Annotated in this window: 18 protein-coding genes; 6 read left to right on the top strand and 12 right to left on the bottom strand. The window is 71.7% G+C overall.

The features are described 5' to 3' along the window. Window positions 1-3: 3 nt before the first annotated feature. Both mqnP and ACIO9K_RS15635 read right to left on the bottom strand, forming a co-directional pair. Complete coding sequence (gene mqnP, locus ACIO9K_RS15640) at window positions 4-900, bottom strand: menaquinone biosynthesis prenyltransferase MqnP (protein WP_363579948.1); 897 nt, start codon at window positions 898-900, stop codon at window positions 4-6. A gap of 82 nt (window positions 901-982) precedes the next feature. After that, complete coding sequence (locus ACIO9K_RS15635) at window positions 983-2,440, bottom strand: menaquinone biosynthesis decarboxylase (RefSeq protein WP_363579947.1); 1,458 nt, start codon at window positions 2,438-2,440, stop codon at window positions 983-985. Window positions 2,441-2,530: 90 nt separating this feature from the next. On the opposite strand from ACIO9K_RS15635, the gene ACIO9K_RS15630 reads away from it, so the two are divergent. The 4 genes from ACIO9K_RS15630 (at window position 2,531) to ACIO9K_RS15615 (ending at window position 6,128) form a co-directional block, all read left to right on the top strand. Then, on the top strand, window positions 2,531-2,938 hold the full coding sequence (locus tag ACIO9K_RS15630; protein WP_363579946.1) for a PLD nuclease N-terminal domain-containing protein: 408 nt from the start codon (window positions 2,531-2,533) through the stop codon (window positions 2,936-2,938). Between the two features lie 451 nt (window positions 2,939-3,389). Continuing rightward, on the top strand, window positions 3,390-4,991 hold the full coding sequence (locus ACIO9K_RS15625) for an acyl-CoA carboxylase subunit beta (RefSeq protein ID WP_063348880.1): 1,602 nt from the start codon (window positions 3,390-3,392) through the stop codon (window positions 4,989-4,991). An 83-nt stretch (window positions 4,992-5,074) separates the two neighbouring features. Next, window positions 5,075-5,284 (top strand): acyl-CoA carboxylase subunit epsilon, encoded by a 210-nt coding sequence (locus tag ACIO9K_RS15620; RefSeq protein ID WP_063348879.1) that lies wholly within the window; start codon window positions 5,075-5,077, stop codon window positions 5,282-5,284. A gap of 226 nt (window positions 5,285-5,510) precedes the next feature. Continuing rightward, window positions 5,511-6,128 (top strand): ScbR family autoregulator-binding transcription factor, encoded by a 618-nt coding sequence (locus ACIO9K_RS15615; protein WP_350878465.1) that lies wholly within the window; start codon window positions 5,511-5,513, stop codon window positions 6,126-6,128. Between the two features lie 72 nt (window positions 6,129-6,200). On the opposite strand, the gene ACIO9K_RS15610 is transcribed toward ACIO9K_RS15615, so the two are convergent. Beyond that, window positions 6,201-6,863, bottom strand: a complete 663-nt coding sequence (locus ACIO9K_RS15610) for a ScbR family autoregulator-binding transcription factor (protein ID WP_363617837.1) — start codon at window positions 6,861-6,863, stop codon at window positions 6,201-6,203. 350 nt (window positions 6,864-7,213) lie between these two features. Here ACIO9K_RS15610 and ACIO9K_RS15605 point away from each other — a divergent pair, with 350 nt between their 5' ends. Further along, window positions 7,214-8,332, top strand: a complete 1,119-nt coding sequence (locus tag ACIO9K_RS15605) for a ScbA/BarX family gamma-butyrolactone biosynthesis protein (protein ID WP_363629287.1) — start codon at window positions 7,214-7,216, stop codon at window positions 8,330-8,332. Between the two features lie 54 nt (window positions 8,333-8,386). Here the strand turns inward: ACIO9K_RS15605 and ACIO9K_RS15600 are convergent, their stop codons facing one another. The 7 genes from ACIO9K_RS15600 to hemL form a co-directional block, all read right to left on the bottom strand. Beyond that, window positions 8,387-8,773 (bottom strand): hypothetical protein, encoded by a 387-nt coding sequence (locus ACIO9K_RS15600; protein ID WP_363579943.1) that lies wholly within the window; start codon window positions 8,771-8,773, stop codon window positions 8,387-8,389. A gap of 140 nt (window positions 8,774-8,913) precedes the next feature. Continuing rightward, window positions 8,914-10,038 carry a c-type cytochrome biogenesis protein CcsB gene (gene ccsB, locus ACIO9K_RS15595; protein WP_063348874.1) on the bottom strand — a complete coding sequence of 375 codons (1,125 nt, stop codon included), beginning with the start codon at window positions 10,036-10,038 and terminating at the stop codon, window positions 8,914-8,916. Between the two features lie 3 nt (window positions 10,039-10,041). Next, window positions 10,042-11,838, bottom strand: coding sequence for a cytochrome c biogenesis protein ResB (locus ACIO9K_RS15590; protein WP_363617833.1), 1,797 nt, complete (start codon window positions 11,836-11,838; stop codon window positions 10,042-10,044). A gap of 2 nt (window positions 11,839-11,840) precedes the next feature. Next, on the bottom strand, window positions 11,841-12,614 hold the full coding sequence (locus tag ACIO9K_RS15585) for a cytochrome c biogenesis protein CcdA (RefSeq protein ID WP_363579941.1): 774 nt from the start codon (window positions 12,612-12,614) through the stop codon (window positions 11,841-11,843). Further along, window positions 12,611-13,216 carry a TlpA disulfide reductase family protein gene (locus ACIO9K_RS15580; protein WP_363617831.1) on the bottom strand — a complete coding sequence of 202 codons (606 nt, stop codon included), beginning with the start codon at window positions 13,214-13,216 and terminating at the stop codon, window positions 12,611-12,613. The genes ACIO9K_RS15585 and ACIO9K_RS15580 overlap by 4 nt, the downstream gene beginning before the upstream one ends. A gap of 162 nt (window positions 13,217-13,378) precedes the next feature. Next, on the bottom strand, window positions 13,379-14,026 hold the full coding sequence (locus ACIO9K_RS15575; RefSeq protein ID WP_079136296.1) for a histidine phosphatase family protein: 648 nt from the start codon (window positions 14,024-14,026) through the stop codon (window positions 13,379-13,381). 88 nt (window positions 14,027-14,114) lie between these two features. Continuing rightward, window positions 14,115-15,443, bottom strand: a complete 1,329-nt coding sequence (gene hemL / locus ACIO9K_RS15570; RefSeq protein ID WP_363579939.1) for a glutamate-1-semialdehyde 2,1-aminomutase — start codon at window positions 15,441-15,443, stop codon at window positions 14,115-14,117. Between the two features lie 292 nt (window positions 15,444-15,735). On the opposite strand from hemL, the gene ACIO9K_RS15565 reads away from it, so the two are divergent. Beyond that, a complete protein-coding gene (locus ACIO9K_RS15565) occupies window positions 15,736-16,365 on the top strand; it encodes a hypothetical protein (RefSeq protein WP_371518320.1) in 630 nt (209 codons plus the stop codon). A 65-nt stretch (window positions 16,366-16,430) separates the two neighbouring features. On the opposite strand, the gene ACIO9K_RS15560 is transcribed toward ACIO9K_RS15565, so the two are convergent. Both ACIO9K_RS15560 and ACIO9K_RS15555 read right to left on the bottom strand, forming a co-directional pair. Continuing rightward, a complete protein-coding gene (locus ACIO9K_RS15560; protein WP_363579938.1) occupies window positions 16,431-16,922 on the bottom strand; it encodes a MarR family transcriptional regulator in 492 nt (163 codons plus the stop codon). Between the two features lie 63 nt (window positions 16,923-16,985). Further along, on the bottom strand, window positions 16,986-18,278 hold the full coding sequence (locus tag ACIO9K_RS15555) for a glycosyltransferase family 39 protein (RefSeq protein ID WP_400330156.1): 1,293 nt from the start codon (window positions 18,276-18,278) through the stop codon (window positions 16,986-16,988). Between the last annotated feature and the right edge of the window lie 273 nt (window positions 18,279-18,551).

Genomic DNA, 18,551 nt, shown 5'->3' with positions numbered 1-18,551 from the left:
GGCTCAGACCCCGAGCCCACGGATGATCAGGTCCAGCAGGGCGAAGGCGAACAGCGAGATGCCCACGAAGCCGTTGGTCTGGAAGAAGGCCCGGTTCAGCTTCGACAGGTCGTTCGGCTTGACGATGGTGTGCTCGTAGACGAACGCCCCCGCGACGACGACCAGGCCGACCCAGAACGCCGCGCCGGCGTGGGTCCGGAGCGCGAACCACCCCAGCAGGAGCGTCGTCACGAGGTGGCACACCCGCGCGCCCCGGATGGCCGCCGGGATGCCGAAGCGGGCCGGTACCGACCGCACCTTGCCGTGCCGGTCGGACTCGACGTCCTGGCAGGCGTAGATGAGGTCGAAGCCGCCGATCCACACGCCGACCGCGACACCCAGTACGAGGGCGTCCCACGACCAGGTGCCGGTCACCGCGAGCCAGGCGCCGACCGGGCCCATGGCCTGGGCGAGGCCCAGGATGGCCTGCGGGAAGTCGGTGAAGCGCTTGCCGTACGGGTAGACCACCATCGGCACGACGGCGACCGGCGCGAGCGCCAGGCAGAGCGGGTTGAGCATCGCCGCCGCGCCGAGGAAGACGATCAGTGCCACGGCCGAGCCGGCGTACGCCGTCTTCAGCGACACCGCACCCGTGACGAGTTCGCGCGAGGCCGTGCGCGGGTTCCGGGCGTCGATCTCGCGGTCGATGATCCGGTTGGCGGCCATGGCGAAGGTGCGCAGGCCGACCATGCAGACGGTGACGATGAACAGCTCGCCCCAGTGCACCCGCTTGTCGGCGAGGAACATGGCCGTCAGTGCGGCGGTGTAGGCGAAGGGCAGGGCGAAGACCGAGTGCTCGATCATCACCAGGCGCAGGAAGGCCTTCGTGCGCCCGGGCGTCTCGACCGCAGCGGTGCTCACAGTCCGTACTCCGGGAGACCCCCGCCGGTGCGGGGAGCGGCAGCCCCCTGCGTCTGGTCCGACCCCATAGTGCCGTATCTCCTCACAGTCCGTATTCCTTCCAGCGACGGGTCACTCGTTCGGCGGTGGCCGGGTCCGAGGAGACCATCTCGGGCCACCCGCCGTCCCGGGTGTACCCCTCCTCGGGGAGCTTGCGGGTCGCGTCGATGCCGGCCTTGCCGCCCCAGAACTGCTGGTAGGAGGCGTGGTCGAGGTGGTCGACCGGGCCCTCGACGACGGTGAGGTCGCGGCTGTAGTCGACGTTGCCGAAGGCCCGCCAGGCGACCTCCTGGTAGTCGTGCACGTCGCAGTCGGAGTCCACCACGATGATCAGCTTGGTCAGCGACATCATGTGGGCGCCCCAGATGGCGTGCATCGTCTTCTGAGCGTGCTTGGGGTACTTCTTGTCGATCGAGACGATCACGCAGTTGTGGAAGCCGCCGGCCTCGGGCAGGTCGTAGTCGACGATGTCCGGGATGATGATCTTCAGCAGCGGCAGGAAGAACCGCTCGGTGAACTTGCCCAACGGGCCGTCCTCGGTCGGCGGGCGGCCGACCACGATGGACTGGAGGATCGGACGGCGGCGCATCGTCACGCAGTCGATCTTCAGCGCCGGGAACGGCTCCTGCGGGGTGTAGAAGCCGGTGTGGTCGCCGAACGGGCCCTCGGGGAGCATCTCGCCGGGCTCCAGCCAGCCCTCCAGCACCACCTCGGCGTCGGCCGGGACCTGGAGCGGGACGGTCTTGCAGTCGACCATCTTCACCCGCTCCCCGGCGACGAAGCCGGCGAACAGGTACTCGTCGATGTCGCCGGGCAGCGGCGCGGTGGCCGCGTAGGTCACGGCGGGCGGGCAGCCGAAGGCGATCGCGACCGGCAGCCGCTCGCCGCGCTTCGCGGCCACCGCGTAGTGGTTGCGGCTGTCCTTGTGGATCTGCCAGTGCATGCCGATGGTGCGGCGGTCGTGCCGCTGGAGCCGGTAGAGCCCGAGGTTGCGGATGCCGCTGTCCGGGTCCTTGGTGTGGGTGAGGCCCAGGTTGAAGAAGGAGCCGCCGTCCATCGGCCAGGTGAACAGGGCGGGCAGCTCGTCCAGGTTGACGTCGTCGCCGGTGAGCACGACCTCCTGGACCGGCGCGTCACCGGACTTCACGTGCCGGGGCGGCACGTGCGCCATCGAGGCGAGCTTGCCGAAGGCGTCCCGGAAGCCGGTGAAGCCCTGCGGCAGCTCGGGCTTGAGCAGGCCGGCGATCTTCTCCGAGATGTCGTCCGGGCCCTTGAGGCCGAGCGCCTTGGCGAGGCGCCGCTCGGTGCCGAAGACGTTCATCGCGAGCGGCATCGACGAGCCCTTGACGTTCTCGAAGAGCAGCGCGGGGCCCTTGGCCTTCTGGACCCGGTCGACGATCTCGCCGATCTCCAGGTGCGGGTCCACCTCTGCCTTGATGCGCTTGAGGTCGCCCTCACGGTCGAGTGCCCGCAGGAACGAGCGGAGATCGTCGTATGCCATGCCTGTCAGTATCCGCCACCGGATAGCCTGGCTCCGTCAAGGGCCCCGGGAAGGCACCCGCCCCGACCGCCCCGCAGGGAGATCGCCGCCGTGCTGAGAATTCTTCTGACCATCATCCTTCCGCTCGCGCTCTGGGTGTGGGCGTTCATCGACTGCCTGACCACCCCCGAGGACCAGGTGAAGCACCTGCCCAAGCCGGTGTGGGTGCTCATCGTGCTGCTGTTCCCGCCGGTGGGCCCGATCGCCTGGCTGGTGGCCGGCAAGCAGCGCGGCCTCCTGCGGACCGGGGCGCCCGACGACGCCGACGGCCGTCCGGGGCAGCCGGTCCGGCGCGACGGCCGCCCGCTCGCACCGGACGACGACCCCGAATTCCTCGCCTCGTTGAAGAAGAGCGACAAGGATCACGAGGACATGCTGAAGCAGTGGGAGGCCGATTTGCGCCGCCGCGAGCAGGAGCTGCGGGGCGAGGACGAGCCCGAGGACGGCCGAAAGAGCTGATCGGAGCCACTGGGGGCATCCCCCGGACAGCCCACCCGGACGGCATCGGGTGGGCTGTGGTGTTTTTGGCGCTTCCCTACGACTCGGCGCCGTCTAGCACGGATCCGAACCGGCGCCCGACCGGACTTGAGCGGGGCTTGAGCAAGGCGCAAGAGGGCCGCCCTACATTACTGAACAACAGCCCTGACCTGCACTTTTCTTCATGTTCAGATCATCGGGCCATCACCTGACCGACAGCCCCCGGTATTCGAACAGACACCCAGCGCTCCGGCTTCGACACCACCCCTTCTGTGCAGGCCTGACATCTAAACGGACCTGACCTTGTACGGAATCGACGCCGAAACCAACGCACGGCCCCTCGTACAGTCATAAGTGAAGAAAGTGATTCGCAGCCGGGGGCACAGCAGACGTTGGCTGTCGGACAGTTCCCTCACCCTTGGAGTGGTTCGAGATGACGGTTGTGCATGAGGCGCCAGTCGACGGCGAGGTCCCCGAGGTCGCGGCCGACGCCCGCGGGCGGGTCGCCGAGCTGCACGAACTGCGCGAGAAGGTGCGGCGCGGCCCCAGCGAGAAGGCCACCGAGGCCCAGCACGCGAAGGGCAAGCTGACCGCCCGCGAGCGCATCGACCTGCTGCTGGACGAGGGCTCCTTCCGCGAGGTCGAGCCGCTGCGCCGGCACCGCGCCCAGGGCTTCGGCCTGGAGGCGAAGAAGCCGCACACCGACGGTGTGATCGTCGGCTGGGGCACCGTGCACGGGCGGACCGTCTTCACCTACGCGCACGACTTCCGGATCTTCGGCGGCGCGCTGGGCGAGGCCCACGCGCAGAAGATCCACAAGATCATGGACATGGCCATCGCGGCCGGAGCCCCCCTGGTCTCCCTCAACGACGGCGCCGGCGCCCGCATCCAGGAGGGCGTCACCGCCCTCGCCGGCTACGGCGGCATCTTCCAGCGCAACACCAAGGCCTCCGGCGTCATCCCGCAGATCTCCGTCATGCTCGGCCCCTGCGCCGGCGGCGCCGCCTACTCCCCCGCGCTGACCGACTTCGTCTTCATGGTCCGCGAGACCTCCCAGATGTTCATCACCGGACCCGACGTCGTCCAGGCCGTCACCGGCGAGAAGATCACCCAGAACGGCCTCGGCGGCGCCGACGTCCACGCCGGCGTCTCCGGCGTCTCCCACTTCGTCTACGACGACGAGCAGTCCTGCATCGAGGAAGTCCGCTACCTCCTCTCCCTGCTCCCCCAGAACAACCGCGAGATGCCGCCCCCCGCCGTCAACGACGACCCCGTCGAGCGCCGCAACGACACCCTCCTCGACCTCGTCCCCGCCGACGGCAACCGCCCCTACGACATGCGCAAGGTCATCGAGGAGATCGTCGACCACGGCGAATACCTCGAAGTCCACGAACGCTGGGCCACCAACGTCCTGTGCGTCCTGGCCCGCATCGACGGCCACGTCACCGGCATCATCGCCAACCAGCCCCAGTCCCTCGCCGGCGTCCTCGACATCAACGCCAGCGAGAAGGCCGCCCGCTTCGTCCAGATGTGCGACGCCTTCAACATCCCCCTCGTCACCATGCTCGACGTCCCCGGCTTCCTGCCCGGCGTCGACCAGGAGCACGACGGCATCATCCGCCACGGCGCCAAACTCCTCTACGCCTACTGCAACGCCACCGTGCCCCGCATCCAGCTCATCCTGCGCAAGGCCTACGGCGGCGCCTACATCGTCATGGACTCCCGCTCCATCGGCGCCGACCTCTCCTACGCCTGGCCCACCAACGAGATCGCCGTCATGGGCGCCGAAGGCGCCGCCAACGTCATCTTCCGCCGCGACATCAACGCCGCCGAAGACCCCGACGCCATGCGCGCCCAGAAGATCAAGGAATACAAGAACGAACTGATGCACCCGTACTACGCGGCCGAACGCGGCCTCGTCGACGACGTCATCGACCCCGCCGAGACCCGCCAGGTGATCGCCTCCGCCCTGGCCATGCTCCGCACCAAGCACGCCGACCTGCCCAGCCGCAAGCACGGCAACCCGCCGATGTAACGCCCGCGCCCACGCGCGGCCCGCAGCACGCAGTTCCGAGCGACCACCACACACCACAAGCCACCGGGGGAGAAAACCAGACCATGACTGCTTCCGCCGAACCCCTCGTCCGTATCGTCCGCGGCTCGCTCTCCGACGAGGAGCTGGCCGCCCTCACCGCCGTGCTGATGGCCCGGGCGGCCGTCGCGCAGCAGGCCGCCGCGACCGCGCAGGTCGAGCCGATCGCCAACTGGCAGCGCCTGGAGCGCCGCCCGGCCTACTACTCGCCGGTCAGCTGGCAGCAGGCCGCCTGACGGCCCGGAACCTCCCGCGACGGCCGGTCACCCCACCCGGGTGGCCGGCCTTCCGGCCTTCCCGGCGGCCCGGACCACCGGGCCCGGCCGGTCCGACCACCGGGTGTCCGCTCCGCCCCGGCGCGGCTCGGTAGAATACCTACTGGACGGTATGCGGCCCGCCGCCCCGTCGGCCCCCATAGGATCGGCCGCTGCCGATGGACCAGAACTATCCAGGGAGGCTGCGATGGCCAGGCAGGCCCGCGCGCTGGCGACCCGCCAGACGGTACTCCTCGCGGCGGCCGAGGTGTTCGACGAGCGGGGCTACGCCGCCGCCACGATGTCCGAGATCCTGGACCGGGCCGGTGTCACCAAGGGTGCGCTGTACTTCCACTTCCGCTCCAAGGAGGAGCTGGCGCTCGCCGTCATCGAGGGGCAGGGCGCCTGGCTGGGCACCTGGCAGCCGTCCTCGGACAGCCCGGTGCAGACCCTGATCGACCTCGGGTACGCCTTCGCCCACGCCCTCCAGGACGACCCGCTGGTGCGCGGCAGCATCCGGCTGACGATCGAGCACGGCAGCTTCACCCAGCCGCAGATCGCCGCCTACCAGGGCTGGTCCGACGTGGCCCGCGGGCTGCTGGAACGCGCCCGGGACGCCGGGGACCTCCACCCGGGGATCGATCTGGCGGCCGCCGCCGGGGTGATCACCGGGGCCGTCACCGGGATCCAGCTGAGCTCCCAGGTGCTGACCGACCGGCGGGACCTGATCCAGCGGATGTCCGACCTGTGGACGCTGGTGCTGCCCGGCCTGGTCCAGCCGCACGCGCTCGCCAGGCTGAGCGTCGCCGAGCGCGTGCCCTCCTAGGGGCTCAGGGGCTCTCCTCCGGATCACGCCGGGCGCTCCGGGGCACCTCCCGCGACGCCTCCCGGGCGTTTCTCAGGGCGCTTGCCGGAGCTGTCCGCCCACGGCCGCTCGGAGCCGGTAGCCGGCGCAGTGCTCCACCGCCACCAGGGCCGGCAGCGCGGCCGCCCAGAGCCGGCCGACGGCCTCCGGCCCGGGCCGGTCGGCCTCCTCGGCGGCGAGCAGCACCTGGCCGGCCGCCATCGTCGTCAGCAGTTCGGCAGCGGCCCGGCGGTCCAGCCCGGGGCGCAGCTCGCCGGCCTCGGCGGCGCGGTCCAGCAGCCGGTGGACGACGGCGGTGAGGCTGCGCCAGGCGGCGTCCGCGCCGGGCGGGCCGTCCGGGGTGTCGGCCCGGGGTGGGCCCTGGCGGCCGAGCCGGACGCCGGCCCGGACCATCACGTCCTCGCGCAGCAGCCGGGCGAGTTCGTGCGAGAAGTCGATCAGGCCCTGGAGGGCCGGTCCGCCGGAGCGCAGGGCGCGCAGCGCGGCCGAGCCGATCTCGCGCCCGGCGGCGGCACGCACGCCGTCGGCGAGGGCCTGCTTGGAGACGAAGTGGAAGTAGAGGGCCCCCTTGCTCACCCCGGCCCGGCGGCTGATGTCGACCAGGCTGGCGGCCTCGAAGCCCACGCCGGCGAACGTGTCCGCCGCGGCGAGCAGCACGGCACGCCTGGTCCGCCCCGCGCGTTCCTGCTTGACCACTGGGCCCCTCCGGACTCGGCCGGACGCGTTTCCCCCCGCCCGCCCCGCTGCTGTCAGCGCGCCGCCGTTGGGGGCGACGCCTCGCATGCGGACGGCGCCGACCGAAACCGCATGGTTGGTATCTAATCTAGCTCCTTCGCCGACCCCGCCGTCCAGTGGGGAGCACCCCCGCCCCGGGCCTGCCACCCCCTGGGCGGCCATTACCCCAGTCCAGAGGGCGGGTAGCGTGGTCGCGTCGGGCTGCGCGGCAGGGGCCACCCCAGACGCAGAAGAGAAACCGGGTGGTCTGTATGTTTTCTTTCAGGCGGCCGTACCGGCCGCTCGACCGCCACCCTGGAGTAGGGCCCGTCATGCCATTGATCGTAGAGCCGGACGCCCACGGTCCGTACGCCCACCCCGGTCCCGGCTACGACTTCCACGAGCGGACCGTCTCCCGCCACCTGGTGCACCGCACCTCGGTGTCCGAGGTGTTCCTCACCGGCTGGCAGGCCACCGGTCCGTACGACTTCCTGCTCGGCGCCCAGTGGCCCCGGCTGCACGCCTTCTACCGCCTGCCCGGGGACCGCTTCCACGACCCGGTGCTGATGGCCGAGACCATCCGGCAGGCCGGACTGCTGATCGGCCACGCCGGCTTCGGAGTGCCGCGCGGCCACCACTTCGTCATGGAGGACCTCTCCTACGCGCTCGGCCCGGACGGCCTGCGCGGCCTGGCCGTCACCACCGGACCGGCCTCGCTGATGCTCGCGGTCGGCTGCGAGGACGTCCGGATGCGGCACGGGCGGCTGGTCTCGCTGCGGGTGCACATCGACATATCCCGGGACGGCCACCCAATCGGCCACGGCTCCGGCCAGTTGCGGGTCGTCTCCCCCGCCTCCTACGCCCGGCTGCGCGGCCCCGAGCGGCGGGCCGCCACCCTGCCCCGGCCGCCCGCGCCCACCGCGCCCGAACTGGTCGGCCGCGCACAGCCCACGGACGTCGTGCTCAGCCCCACCCTGCGGCCCGACACCTGGCTGCTGCGCACCGACGCCGGGCACCCGGTGCTGTTCGACCACGAGCTGGACCACGTGCCCGGGATGCTGGTGCTGGAGGCCGCCCGGCAGGCCGCCCAGCGGCTGCGCCACCCCGAACCGGTGGTGCCGGTCGAGCTGGTGACGTCCTTCGACCGCTACATCGAGCTGGACCGGCCCTGCCTCGTCCAGGCGGTCCACGAGCAGGCGCCGGACGGCCGCCGGCTGCCCGTCCGGGTGCTGCTGGTCCAGGACGGGCGGACGGCGGCCGACTGCCGGCTGCTCACCGAACCGATCGACGGGCCCGCCGACGGATCGGCGGACAGGCCGGCCGACAGGCGGGGTGACAGACCGGGCGACAGACCGGGAGAGCCGCCGACGGTGCCCGCCCGGCGGGAGGCCTTCGACGACCGCCCCGCCGGCCAGGGCATCGGCAGCCCCCGGCTGCCACTGGCCAGTTGAACCGGCCTCCCCCGAGCGCCCCCTGAGCACCCCCTGGGCTCCCTCGACCGCCCGCTAGGCGGCGACCAGCGCCGACGGCCGACCGGCGTGCATCACGCTGAGGTTGGTGGCCAGCCGGACCGGGTCCTGGGCCAGCCAGAGCCGCAGCGCCGCGCCCAGCATCGCGCTGGCCGACTCGATCCGGACCTCGGTGACCTGCGCGATCCGTGCCGCGCCGGGCACCAGCAGGTCGGCCAGCGGGGTCGGCAGCCAGACCGTCAGCGCGCACGGCGCCGGCGCCGCCAGGGCGCCCAGCAGGCGGTAGGCGTCCACCGGCGAGCTGAGCGTGGGGATGATGTCCAGCAGGCCGTCGGCCACCACCTCGGACACGTCGCTGCGGTGTCCCTGGGCGAGCCGGCGGAGCAACGTGCGCTCGGCGGCGGTGATTCGGACGGTCAGCATGACCTCGTCGCACTCCATTGCGCGATTTCCTCCTCGTTCCTCCCCGTGCCGGCCGGCGGCCGGCACGAACTACCCCTGTCGCACCTCGGCCCGGCTACCTTCTGCGGAGAGCCGGGCCGGTGGGTGACTGTGTGCCCCGGTCAGATCCCCGCGTAGGAGTGCTTGCCGGTGACGAAGATGTTCACGCCGTAGTAGTTGAAGAGCCAGCAGGCGAAGGCCGCCAGCGCCAGGTAGGCCGCCTTGCGGCCCTTCCAGCCGGCCGTCGCGCGGGCGTGCAGGTAGCAGGCGTAGGCGACCCAGGTGATGAACGACCAGGTCTCCTTCGGGTCCCACTCCCAGTACTTGCCCCAGGCCGCCTCGGCCCAGATCGCGCCCGCGATGATGGTGAAGGTCCAGAGCGGGAAGACCAGGGCGTTGATCCGGTAGGACAGCTTGTCGAAGGTGGACGCGGCGGGCAGCCGGCGCCAGACCGACGCCGGGGTGCCCAGCGGGCCGGTGGTCAGGCCGGCCGCGATCCGCTTGTCGAAGGAGTCCTTGCCGAGGTAGAGCAGCGTGGCGATGAACGCCGCGTAGAAGGCGCCGCCGCAGAAGATCGCGGTCGAGACGTGGATCGCCAGCCACGGCGAGTGCAGCGCCGGGACGAGCTGCTCGGAGTCGGTGTAGAGCACCGTGGTGGCGATGCCGAGGGTCAGCAGCCCCGCGAGCACGACCGGCAGGCCGAGCCAGCGGACGTTCTTCTTCGAGGCCAGCAGCACCAGGTACGCCGCCGTCATGGCGAAGGCGAAGGCGCAGGAGAACTCGTACATGTTGCCCCACGGCCAGCGGGAGACCGAGAGGCCGCGGGTGACGATGCCGCCGGCGTGCAGCAGGGCACCCAGCACGGTGAGCGAGACCGCGATCCGGCCGGCCAGGTCGGCCCGGGTGCTGTTGCCGGCCGCGCCCGGACCGTCCTCCTCGTCCGCGCCGCGCCCGCTGGTGACCACCGTCGCGCCCTCGCCCGCCAGGGCGGTGCGGGTGAGCGTGGTGGTGCCGCCGCCGGCCCCCGCCACGGTGACGGTGACCTTCTTCGCGCCCTTCGTCCCGGCGACGGTCTCGGACAGGCTGCCCGACTGCTCCGTCGAGCGGACGGCGACGGCGCCCTTGCTGCCGAAGGTCCACTCGATCATGTGGGCGAACATGGCGAGCGTGTAGACCACCATCGCCGAATAGATCAGCTTGTTGGAGAGGTCGGCCAGCTGTGGGTCGACCCCCGAGGCGAGATGCACCGTCTACTCCTTGGAGTTCTGGTCGGCAGGGACTGCGGGTTCTGCGGGTGCGTCCGAAGCCGCGGCGGCCTCGGGTCCGGGGGCCTCGGCTGCGGGATCCTCGGCTGCGGGATCCTCGGGCGCGGGGCCTTCGGGTGCGGCGTCGTCCTCGTCCTCCGACGCCGGGGCGTCGTCCTGGAGGTCCACCGCGAGTTCGGCCAGCTCCTCGGCGATCTTCGCCGACTCACTGCGGGCCAGACCGGCCAGCTCCACCTGGGTGCCGCCGCCCGGCAGGGCGACCGCGCGCACCCAGATCCGGCGGCGCTGCACGAACAGCGAGCCGATCAGGCCGAGGATCGCCAGCACCGCACCGGTCAGGGCGATCGTGTTGCCCGGGCGGTGCGAGACGTTGAAGCTGGCCCACTGCTTGTAGCCCTCGAAGGTGACGCTGCCGTAGCCGTCCGGCAGGTCCCAGGCCTGGCCGGGCTTGAGCCGGGCCTTGGCGGGCTGGCCGTCCTGGGTCAGCTGGGTCAGCTTGCGGTCGTTGAGCTGGTAGATGTTCTGCGGCAGGCCGGAGTCGGTGCCCAGGTCGCCCGCGAAGGCGTTCAGCACCAGCTCGGGGGCGGCGTCGCCGGGGTAGAGCGAGACCGGGCCGGTGCCCTCGAAGCTCAGCGGCGCGGTCGGCAGGAAGAAGCCGGAGAAGCCCATCTGGGTCGGGTTGCCGTCCGGGCCAGCGCCGTAGTCGGAGACCTTCACGACACCGGTCGAGGTCAGGTTGCTGTCCTGCGGCAGGAACGGCACGGCACCCCGGTAGACGACGTCGCCCTTGCCGTTCTTGACGGTGATGACCGGGGCGTAGCCGTGGCCGATCAGGAAGACCTTGCTGCCGCCGATCTCCAGCGGGTGGTTGACCTCGATCGTGCCCTGCTTGAGCTTCGAGGTGTCCTCGCCCGCCGTGTACTCGACGTTCGCGGTGAACTGCCGGGCGGCGCCGATCTGGTCGCCCTTGTCCTGGAACTTGGCAGTGAACCCGTTCAGCTTCAGGTAGAAGGGGTCGAGGTCCTCGGTGCCGTAGAACCGCGTGCCGTTGAAGTCGTCGAGCTGGGTGATGGTGTTGGAGTAGCCCTCGCCCTCGACCATCAGCTTGCCGCCGGTGCCGGACGCCAGGCTGGCCCAGGCGAAACCGCCGAGCAGCGCGAACAGCGACATGTGGAAGAGCAGGTTGCCGACCTCGCGCAGGTAGCCCTTCTCGGCGGCCACCGAGCCGCCGGCCAGGTTGGCGCGGAACCGGCGCTTGCGCAGCAGCCGGTGGGCGGCGGCGTTCACCGCGTCGGCGTCCGCCTCGGTGCGCCAGGCCGCGTAGACCGGCATCCGGGTCAAGTTGCGCGGCGCGGCCGGCGGCTGGGCCCGCAGCACGCCGACGAACTGCCAGGTGCGCGGGACGATGCAGCCGGCCAGCGAGACGAACAGCAGGATGTAGATCGCGGAGAACCAGACCGAGCTGTAGACGTCGAACAGCTGGAGCTTCTCGTAGATCGGCGCGACCGTGGTGTGGTGCGTCTTCCACGCCTCGACCTTGAGCAGGCCCTGGCCGTTCTGGTACTGCGGGATCAGCGAGCCCGGGATGGCGGCCAGCGACAGCAGGAAGAGCAGGATCAGCGCGACCCGCATCGAGGTCAGCTGGCGCCACATCCAGCGCGCCCAGCCCAACACCCCTATGCCGGTCGGGCCCTCGGACTCGACCGGCGCGCTGCTGAGCCGCTCGGCGGCCGCGTCGTCCGGCGCCGGGGGCAGCTCGGCCTCGGTCGTGGTCTTGCTCACGGTCAGATTCCGATCGAGAAGTCGGCGGTCCAGGACTGCAGTTCGCTCATCGTCGAGTCCCAGATGCCGGTGACGAGCAGCAGACCGACCGCGACGAGCATGCCGCCGCCGATCCGCATGACGAGCGGGTAGTGCCGCTTGACCCAGCCGAAGGCACCCAGGGCCCGGCGGAAGGCCAGCGCGGCCACGATGAACGGTACGCCCAGTCCCAGGCAGTAGAAGGTCATCAGCAGGGCGCCGCGCTCCGCGTCGGCCTGGTTCAGGGCCAGGTTCTGGACGGTCGCCAGGGTCGGGCCGATGCAGGGCGTCCAGCCGACGCCGAACACCATGCCGAGCAGCGGGGCGCCCAGCAGGCCGACCGCCGGGCGGCGGTGGGAGCGCACCTCGCGCATGCTCAGGCCAGGGACGAGGCCCATGAAGGCGAGGCCCATCACGATGGTCAGCGCGCCGAGCACGATCGAGATGACCCGCTTGTGCGCCTGGAGGGTGTCGCCGAACTGGCCGAACAGCGCCCCGCCCGAGACGAAGACCGCGGTGAAGCCGAGGATGAACAGCGTCGCCCCGAGCAGCATCCGGCCGCGCCGCGCACCGCGGGCGTCCGCGAGGTCGGCGGCGGAGAAGCCGGTCACGTACGACAGGTAGCCGGGGACGAGCGGCAGCACGCAGGGCGAGAAGAACGACACCAGCCCGGCCGCCAGCGCGATCGGCGCGGCCACCAGCAGTGCCCCGCTCTGGAGGGTCCCGGTGTTGTCGGCGAGCTGTAGCGGCAGGCTCACTGCTTCGGCTCCGCGACCACCGGCTGGAGGATGGACTCCAGCGCGTCCTGGGTCGTGCCGCCGACGGCGCGGGCGGCCAGCTTGCCGTCGCGGTCGACGATCAGGGTGGTCGGGAGCGACTGCAGGCTGAGGCTGCCCTTGGGGAACTTGAGCAGCTGGGTGCCCGCCGGGTCGAAGATGCTCGGGTAGGTGACGCCCTGCTCCTGCTCGAAGCGGACGGCGTTGGTCTTGTCGCTGTCCCGGGTGTTGACGCCGAGGAACTGGACGCCCTGGTCCTTGTACTTCTCCGAGACGGCCTGGAGGCTCTTCGCCTCGGCCCGGCACGGCCCGCACCAGGAGCCCCAGACGTTCAGCACCACGACCTTGCCGTGGTAGTCCGAGAGCTTGGTCTGGCCGCCGTCCAGGGTCTCCCCGGAGATGTCCGGTGCGCTCCCGCGCTTGCCGGTGTCCACCTTCGACAGGTTGGTCCCCTTGACGGTGACGAAGCCGACCTGGCCTTCGCCGCTGCCCGACGAGCCCGAGGACGAACAGCCGGTGAGGACGAGCGCAGCGGCGGCGACAGTGGCGGCAGCTGCGGCGACACGGGGACGGGGGCGCGCCATGGCAGACATGTGAAAAGTTTCGCATGGAGTTCCGGGCAGGTTCGCCGGGGTCCTCCCTAGCGCGTCGCACCCCCTCTGACCTGTGACGGAGTCGGGCCGCCCGGCTCTCGCCGGGCGGCCCGATCCCATACTTACGCGGGGTTTACCAACGGCCCCGCGGGCTCACGCGCCGAAGCTCTTGCCCACCGGCTTGTCCTTGCCGCCCTTGCCGATCAGGTGCGCGGGCAGCAGGTCGCGGGCCGGCTCGCGGTAGCCGACCGAGACGATCTTGTCGCCCTCGAAGGTGAAGCTGGTCAGCGAGGCCAGCGAGCACTGCCGGCGGCGCGGGTCGTGCCAGAGCCGGCGGCGCTCGACGAAGGAGCGGACGATCCAGATCGGCAGCTGGTGGCTGACGCAGACCGCCTCGTGCCCGCGCGCGGCGTCCCGGGCGGCGCCGAGCGCGCCCATCATCCGCACCACCTGGTCGAGGTAGGGCTCGCCCCAGGAGGGCTTGAACGGGTTGGTGAGGTACTTCCAGTAGCCCGGGTTCCGCAGCGAGCCGTCGCCGACGCCGAAGGTCTTGCCCTCGAAGATGTTGTCCGCCTCGATCAGCCGCTCGTCCGCCGCGACGTCCAGGCCGTGCGCCTTGGCGATCGGCCCGGCGGTCTCCTGGGCCCGCTCCAGCGGGGACGCCACCACGTGGGTGATGTCCCGGCCGGCCAGGTCCTCGGCGACCCGCTCGGCCATCTCCCGGCCCAGCTCGGACAGCCGGTAGCCCGGCAGGCGCCCGTACAGGATGCCCTCCGGGTTGTGCACCTCACCGTGCCGCATCAGATGGACGACGGTGATCTCTTTGGCGCTCACTTCTCAGTACTCCTGGGGCTCGCAGGGATGGATCGGGGCCTGGGTCCTGTCCGGCCTAGACCGTGGCCGCGGCGGCCGCGCGGGCGGCGGCCGGAAGGGCGGCGGCGATCCGCTCGATCGCCCGCTCGTCGTGGGCCGCCGAGACGAACCAGGACTCGAAGGCGGACGGCGGCAGGTAGACACCCTCGGCGAGCATCGCGTGGAAGAAGGCGGTGAAACGGTACGCCTCCTGGGTCTTGGCCTCGTCGTAGTTGGTGACGGCGGCCTCGGTGAAGAACACCGAGAACATGTTCCCGGCGGTCTGCAGCCGGTGCGTCACGCCCTCCTTGGTGAGCGCCTCCGACACCAGGCCGGAGATCTCGGCGGCGACCTTGTCCACGGTCGCGTACACCTCGTCGGTGCAGCCGCGCAGTTGGGCCAGGCCGGCCGCGGTGGCGATCGGGTTACCGGACAGGGTGCCCGCCTGGTAGACCGGGCCGGCCGGGGCCAGGTGGGCCATCACGTCGGCGCGCCCGCCGAAGGCCGCGGCCGGGAAGCCGCCGCCCATGACCTTGCCGAAGGTCAGCAGGTCCGGCGCCCAGCCCTCGTTCGCCGCCTCCAGGCCGTACCAGCCGGCCTTGGAGACGCGGAAGCCGGTCATCACCTCGTCCGAGACGAACAGCGCGCCGTTCGTCCGGCAGAGCCGGGCCAGGCCCGCGTTGAAGCCGGGCAGCGGCGGGACGACGCCCATGTTGCCGGGCGAGGCCTCGGTGATCACGCAGGCGATCTCGCCCGGGTGGGCGGCGAAGGCCTGCTCGACGGCGGCCAGGTCGTTGTAGGGCAGCACGATGGTGTCGCCGGCCTGGGCGCCGGTGACGCCCGGGGTGTCCGGCAGGCCGAAGGTGGCCACGCCCGAACCGGCGGCGGCCAGCAGGGCGTCCACGTGGCCGTGGTAGCAGCCGGCGAACTTCACCACCTTCGCGCGCCCGGTGAAGCCGCGGGCCAGCCGGATCGCGGACATGGTGGCCTCGGTGCCGGAGGAGACCAGGCGGACCTGCTCGACCGGGGCGACCCGGCCGACGATCTCCTCGGCCAGCTCGACCTCGCCCTGGCCGGGCGTGCCGAAGGAGGTGCCGCGGGTGACCGCCTGCTGGACGGCGTCGATCACCGCGGGGTGCGCGTGGCCGAGGATCATCGGGCCCCACGAGCACACCAGGTCGACGTACTCGCGGCCGTCGGCGTCGGTGAGGTAGGGGCCGGTGCCGGACACCATGAAGCGCGGCGTGCCGCCGACCGCGCGGAAGGCGCGCACCGGGGAGTTGACGCCGCCGGGCGTCACGACGGAGGCGCGGTCGAACAGCGACTGGGACTGGGGGGCTTCGTAGGGGTAGCTCACGGGAGACATGGTCTCAAATCGTGTCCTTGAGCTCTGCATGTCGGACCCGATCATCTGGAACGATGATCCGGGCACCGTTGTCTGTACGGTGGTCCGTACAGACGGGGCCGCTGACTGCTCCGGAGCACGGACCAGTCAGACTGTGCACTCAGAGTGCGCAAGTGTTCCGGTTGTGTGCAGGGGTGTGGAGAGGACTGCCGCGTACCGCGAGTGGGTACGGCGGCGCATGACGGGTAAGGAGCACGTCCGGAGGGACGCCGGACGTGCGGGGGTCTGTCGATTCCGGCGAATTCCGGTGAGGATGGTCCGAGTGTCCGAGGCGCAGGACGGCTACGACGAGGCTGCGGGGGGCTCCCGCAGGCCCGCCGAAACCGCACGCGGGGGTAAGGGAGCGGGCACGGGTCGTGGCCGCCGCGGCGGCGAGAGGCGGGGTGAGGGACGCGTGGGGGTGACGTACAAGTACTTCGGCGCACCGGACCGCGCCACCGCCGCCAGAGTCCCCACCGCCCTCGGACCGGGCGGGCTCGGCCTGGACGCCGGCGAACTCGGCTCGCTCGGGCGGCTCGGCGACCTGATGGAGACCAGCGGCTCCCCCAACGGCCACCTCTCCACCAAGATCAAGCCGGAGACCATGAGCGCCATGGTCCTCACCGGCATCCAGGGCGTCCCGCTGCACCAGGTCCCGCCGCTGGAACTCGTCGTGCTGCACCCCGACTACGCCGTCGTCCAACTCCCGCAGAACGTCGTCGAACCGCTCCGCAAGGCCGACGAGACCGAACTCGGCGCCGCCGCCTTCATCTGGTCCACCGTCCCCGACCGGCGCGGACCGCGCGACGCCTTCGTGATCTACAGCATGCTGCACGAGTGGCAGGACTTCGCCAACCGCCTCCACGAGGCCGGGCACCAGCTGTACTGCCTGGTCTGGCCGTAGGACTTCCCGGAATCCTTCGCCCCGCCCGCCGAACGGCGGCCGGGACGAAGGGATGTGACCTCGCGTCAGCTCGTCCGGGCGCGGCGCGCCCGCCGTACCGCCCGTTCGCTCTCCACCGGTTCCGCCAGCGGCCCGTCCACCAGGCGCGTCAGCGCCGACACGAACACGTCCCGCTCCGGGCCGGGCAGCGACTCCAGCACCTCCCGGTGCACCCGGTCGGCGATCGCGGTGCCCCGCTCGACGGCGCGCTCGCCCGCCTCGGTGACGGAGATGATCCTGGCCCGGCGGTCGGTCGCGGACGGGCGGCGCTCGGCCAGGCCCGCCTTCTCCAGCTCGTCCACGGTGACCACCATGGTGGTCTTGTCCAGGTCCGACAGCTCGGCCAGCTGGATCTGGGTGCGCTCGGTCTCCTGCGCGTGGAACAGCACGGAGTACGCGCGGGGGGTGATCCCGAGCTCGGTGAAGGCGGCCGCCATCCGGGTCGCCAGCACGTGGCTCGCGTGGTCCAGCAGGCCGGAGATGTCACGGATCTGGCGCACGGGCGGGGTCGTCGTCATACGTCCGAGATTAGCAACGGCCCGTCCGCTGCCGGATGATCCCGTTGGCAACCAACTCCGGGTCTACGGGATGCCCAACTCGAACAGCGCATACCCCGCGTACCAGCCCGCCGCCACCACCGGCATCGCGAGCAGGCCGACCAGCGAGGACGTCCGCACCCGGCGCAGTGCCACCGCCAGGCCGATGAACAGCGGGAAGGCCGGCAGCAGGTAGCGCGAGATGTTGCCGAAGATCTGGTTGCTGCTCAGCGCGGTGGCGATGGTGAGCACCGTGTAGACCACCAGCACCAGCGGCGGCCGGGTGCGCCACAGCAGCACCAGCAGTCCGGGCAGGGCCATCAGCAGGGCGATCGCGATCAGGTCCGGGGTGGGGTTGGACTGCCAGAAGTTCCAGTGCCCGGTGATCACGTCCATGACGGTGCGGACCGTGGAGGCGCCGCCGTCGAAGTAGCGGTTCCAGGCGCCCCGCTGGAGCTTGAAGTAGCCGCCCCAGTCGCCCATCCGGTAGCCGACCCAGACGACGTACCCGATCAGGCCCCACGGGGTGATCAGCATCGCGGTCAGCGGCCGGGCCACCCCGTCGGTGCGCCGGATCAGCGCCACCAGCGCGGCGATCGACACCGCGGCGATCAGCGCGGCGGCGGTCGGCCGGTTGAGGCCCGCCACCAGCGCCAGCGCGCCGGCCGTCAGCCAGTGGCGGGTCATCACGCAGTAGCAGGCCCAGGCGGACAGCGCGACGAACAGCGAGTCCGAGTAGACCGCCCACTCCACCCCCGAACCCGGGAACAGGCCCCAGATCACCGCGGCGATCACGCCCGCCCGGAAGCCGCCGAGCCGCTCCGCGATCGCGAAGATCCCCGCCGCCGCGACGAGCGAGGCGATCACCGAGACGGCGATCCCGGAGCCGTACGGGCCGAGCCCGGTGACCGCGCCGACCAGCCGCATCAGCCACGGGTAGAGCGGGAAGAAGGCGGCCGAGTTCTCGTAGTAGGAGGCCAGCGGCCAGCCGTGCATCGGGAGCAGCTGCGGGTCGTAGCCGTTCTCGGCGATCCGCTGGTACCAGACGCCGTCCCAGGTGCCCAGCACGTCCCACGGCTGGGCGCCGCCGCCGCGGCCCGGGTTCTTCTTGAGGTAGTCCCCGGTGTGCGACAGCAGCAGCATGAAGACCGTGAGGCCGATGGCCTTGACCACCGCGTACGCCCCGAGCGCGGGCGCGAAGCGCTCCACCAGGGTGCCGAACCGCCCGGGCCGCCGGCCCGCCCGCTCCTCGGAGCGCTCCGCGGGCCGCTCCGCCTCCGGCGCCGCGGGCGCGCCGGGCTCGGTGCTGGACGACTCGGTGCTCGATGCCGTGCTCATCTGCTCTGGGTACTCCCCGCCACGCTGGTGGTCCGCGCGGCTACGGCGCAGCGATTTCAGGTGAGCCTACGGCACGTCCCCACCTGCCCCGCGAACGCCCGCCCGCCCCGAAAACCCCGTGGCGGGGGGGGGCGGGGGGGGGGGGGGGGGGGGCGGGGGGGGGGGGGGGGGGGGGGGGGGCGGGCGCCTGATCGGCCGGCGGCTGGCCGGTCGACGGCGCCGGCTGCGGCGCCGGAGCGGGAGCGGGCTCGGACGAAGGAGCAGGCGCAGGCG

This window comes from Kitasatospora sp. NPDC087271 (genome assembly GCF_044744605.1).
Taxonomy (GTDB): domain Bacteria; phylum Actinomycetota; class Actinomycetes; order Streptomycetales; family Streptomycetaceae; genus Kitasatospora.
This window is presented reverse-complemented; position numbering and strand designations above follow the sequence as displayed.

Bases quoted from the DNA above. Each gene is read 5' to 3' on its own strand.
- ACIO9K_RS15575 (WP_079136296.1), bottom strand. From the start codon at position 14,026: ATGCGGCACGGTGAGGTGCACAACCCGGAGGGCATCCTGTACGGGCGC.
- ACIO9K_RS15580 (WP_363617831.1), bottom strand. From the start codon at position 13,216: ATGGCGCGCCCCCGTCCCCGTGTCGCCGCAGCTGCCGCCACTGTCGCC.
- ACIO9K_RS15625 (WP_063348880.1), top strand. From the start codon at position 3,390: ATGACGGTTGTGCATGAGGCGCCAGTCGACGGCGAGGTCCCCGAGGTC.
- ACIO9K_RS15555 (WP_400330156.1), bottom strand. From the start codon at position 18,278: ATGAGCACGGCATCGAGCACCGAGTCGTCCAGCACCGAGCCCGGCGCG.
- ACIO9K_RS15600 (WP_363579943.1), bottom strand. From the start codon at position 8,773: ATGCTGACCGTCCGAATCACCGCCGCCGAGCGCACGTTGCTCCGCCGG.
- ACIO9K_RS15635 (WP_363579947.1), bottom strand. From the start codon at position 2,440: ATGGCATACGACGATCTCCGCTCGTTCCTGCGGGCACTCGACCGTGAG.
- ACIO9K_RS15620 (WP_063348879.1), top strand. From the start codon at position 5,075: ATGACTGCTTCCGCCGAACCCCTCGTCCGTATCGTCCGCGGCTCGCTC.
- ACIO9K_RS15605 (WP_363629287.1), top strand. From the start codon at position 7,214: ATGCCATTGATCGTAGAGCCGGACGCCCACGGTCCGTACGCCCACCCC.
- ACIO9K_RS15565 (WP_371518320.1), top strand. From the start codon at position 15,736: ATGGTCCGAGTGTCCGAGGCGCAGGACGGCTACGACGAGGCTGCGGGG.
- ACIO9K_RS15560 (WP_363579938.1), bottom strand. From the start codon at position 16,922: ATGACGACGACCCCGCCCGTGCGCCAGATCCGTGACATCTCCGGCCTG.
- hemL (WP_363579939.1), bottom strand. From the start codon at position 15,443: ATGTCTCCCGTGAGCTACCCCTACGAAGCCCCCCAGTCCCAGTCGCTG.
- ACIO9K_RS15615 (WP_350878465.1), top strand. From the start codon at position 5,511: ATGGCCAGGCAGGCCCGCGCGCTGGCGACCCGCCAGACGGTACTCCTC.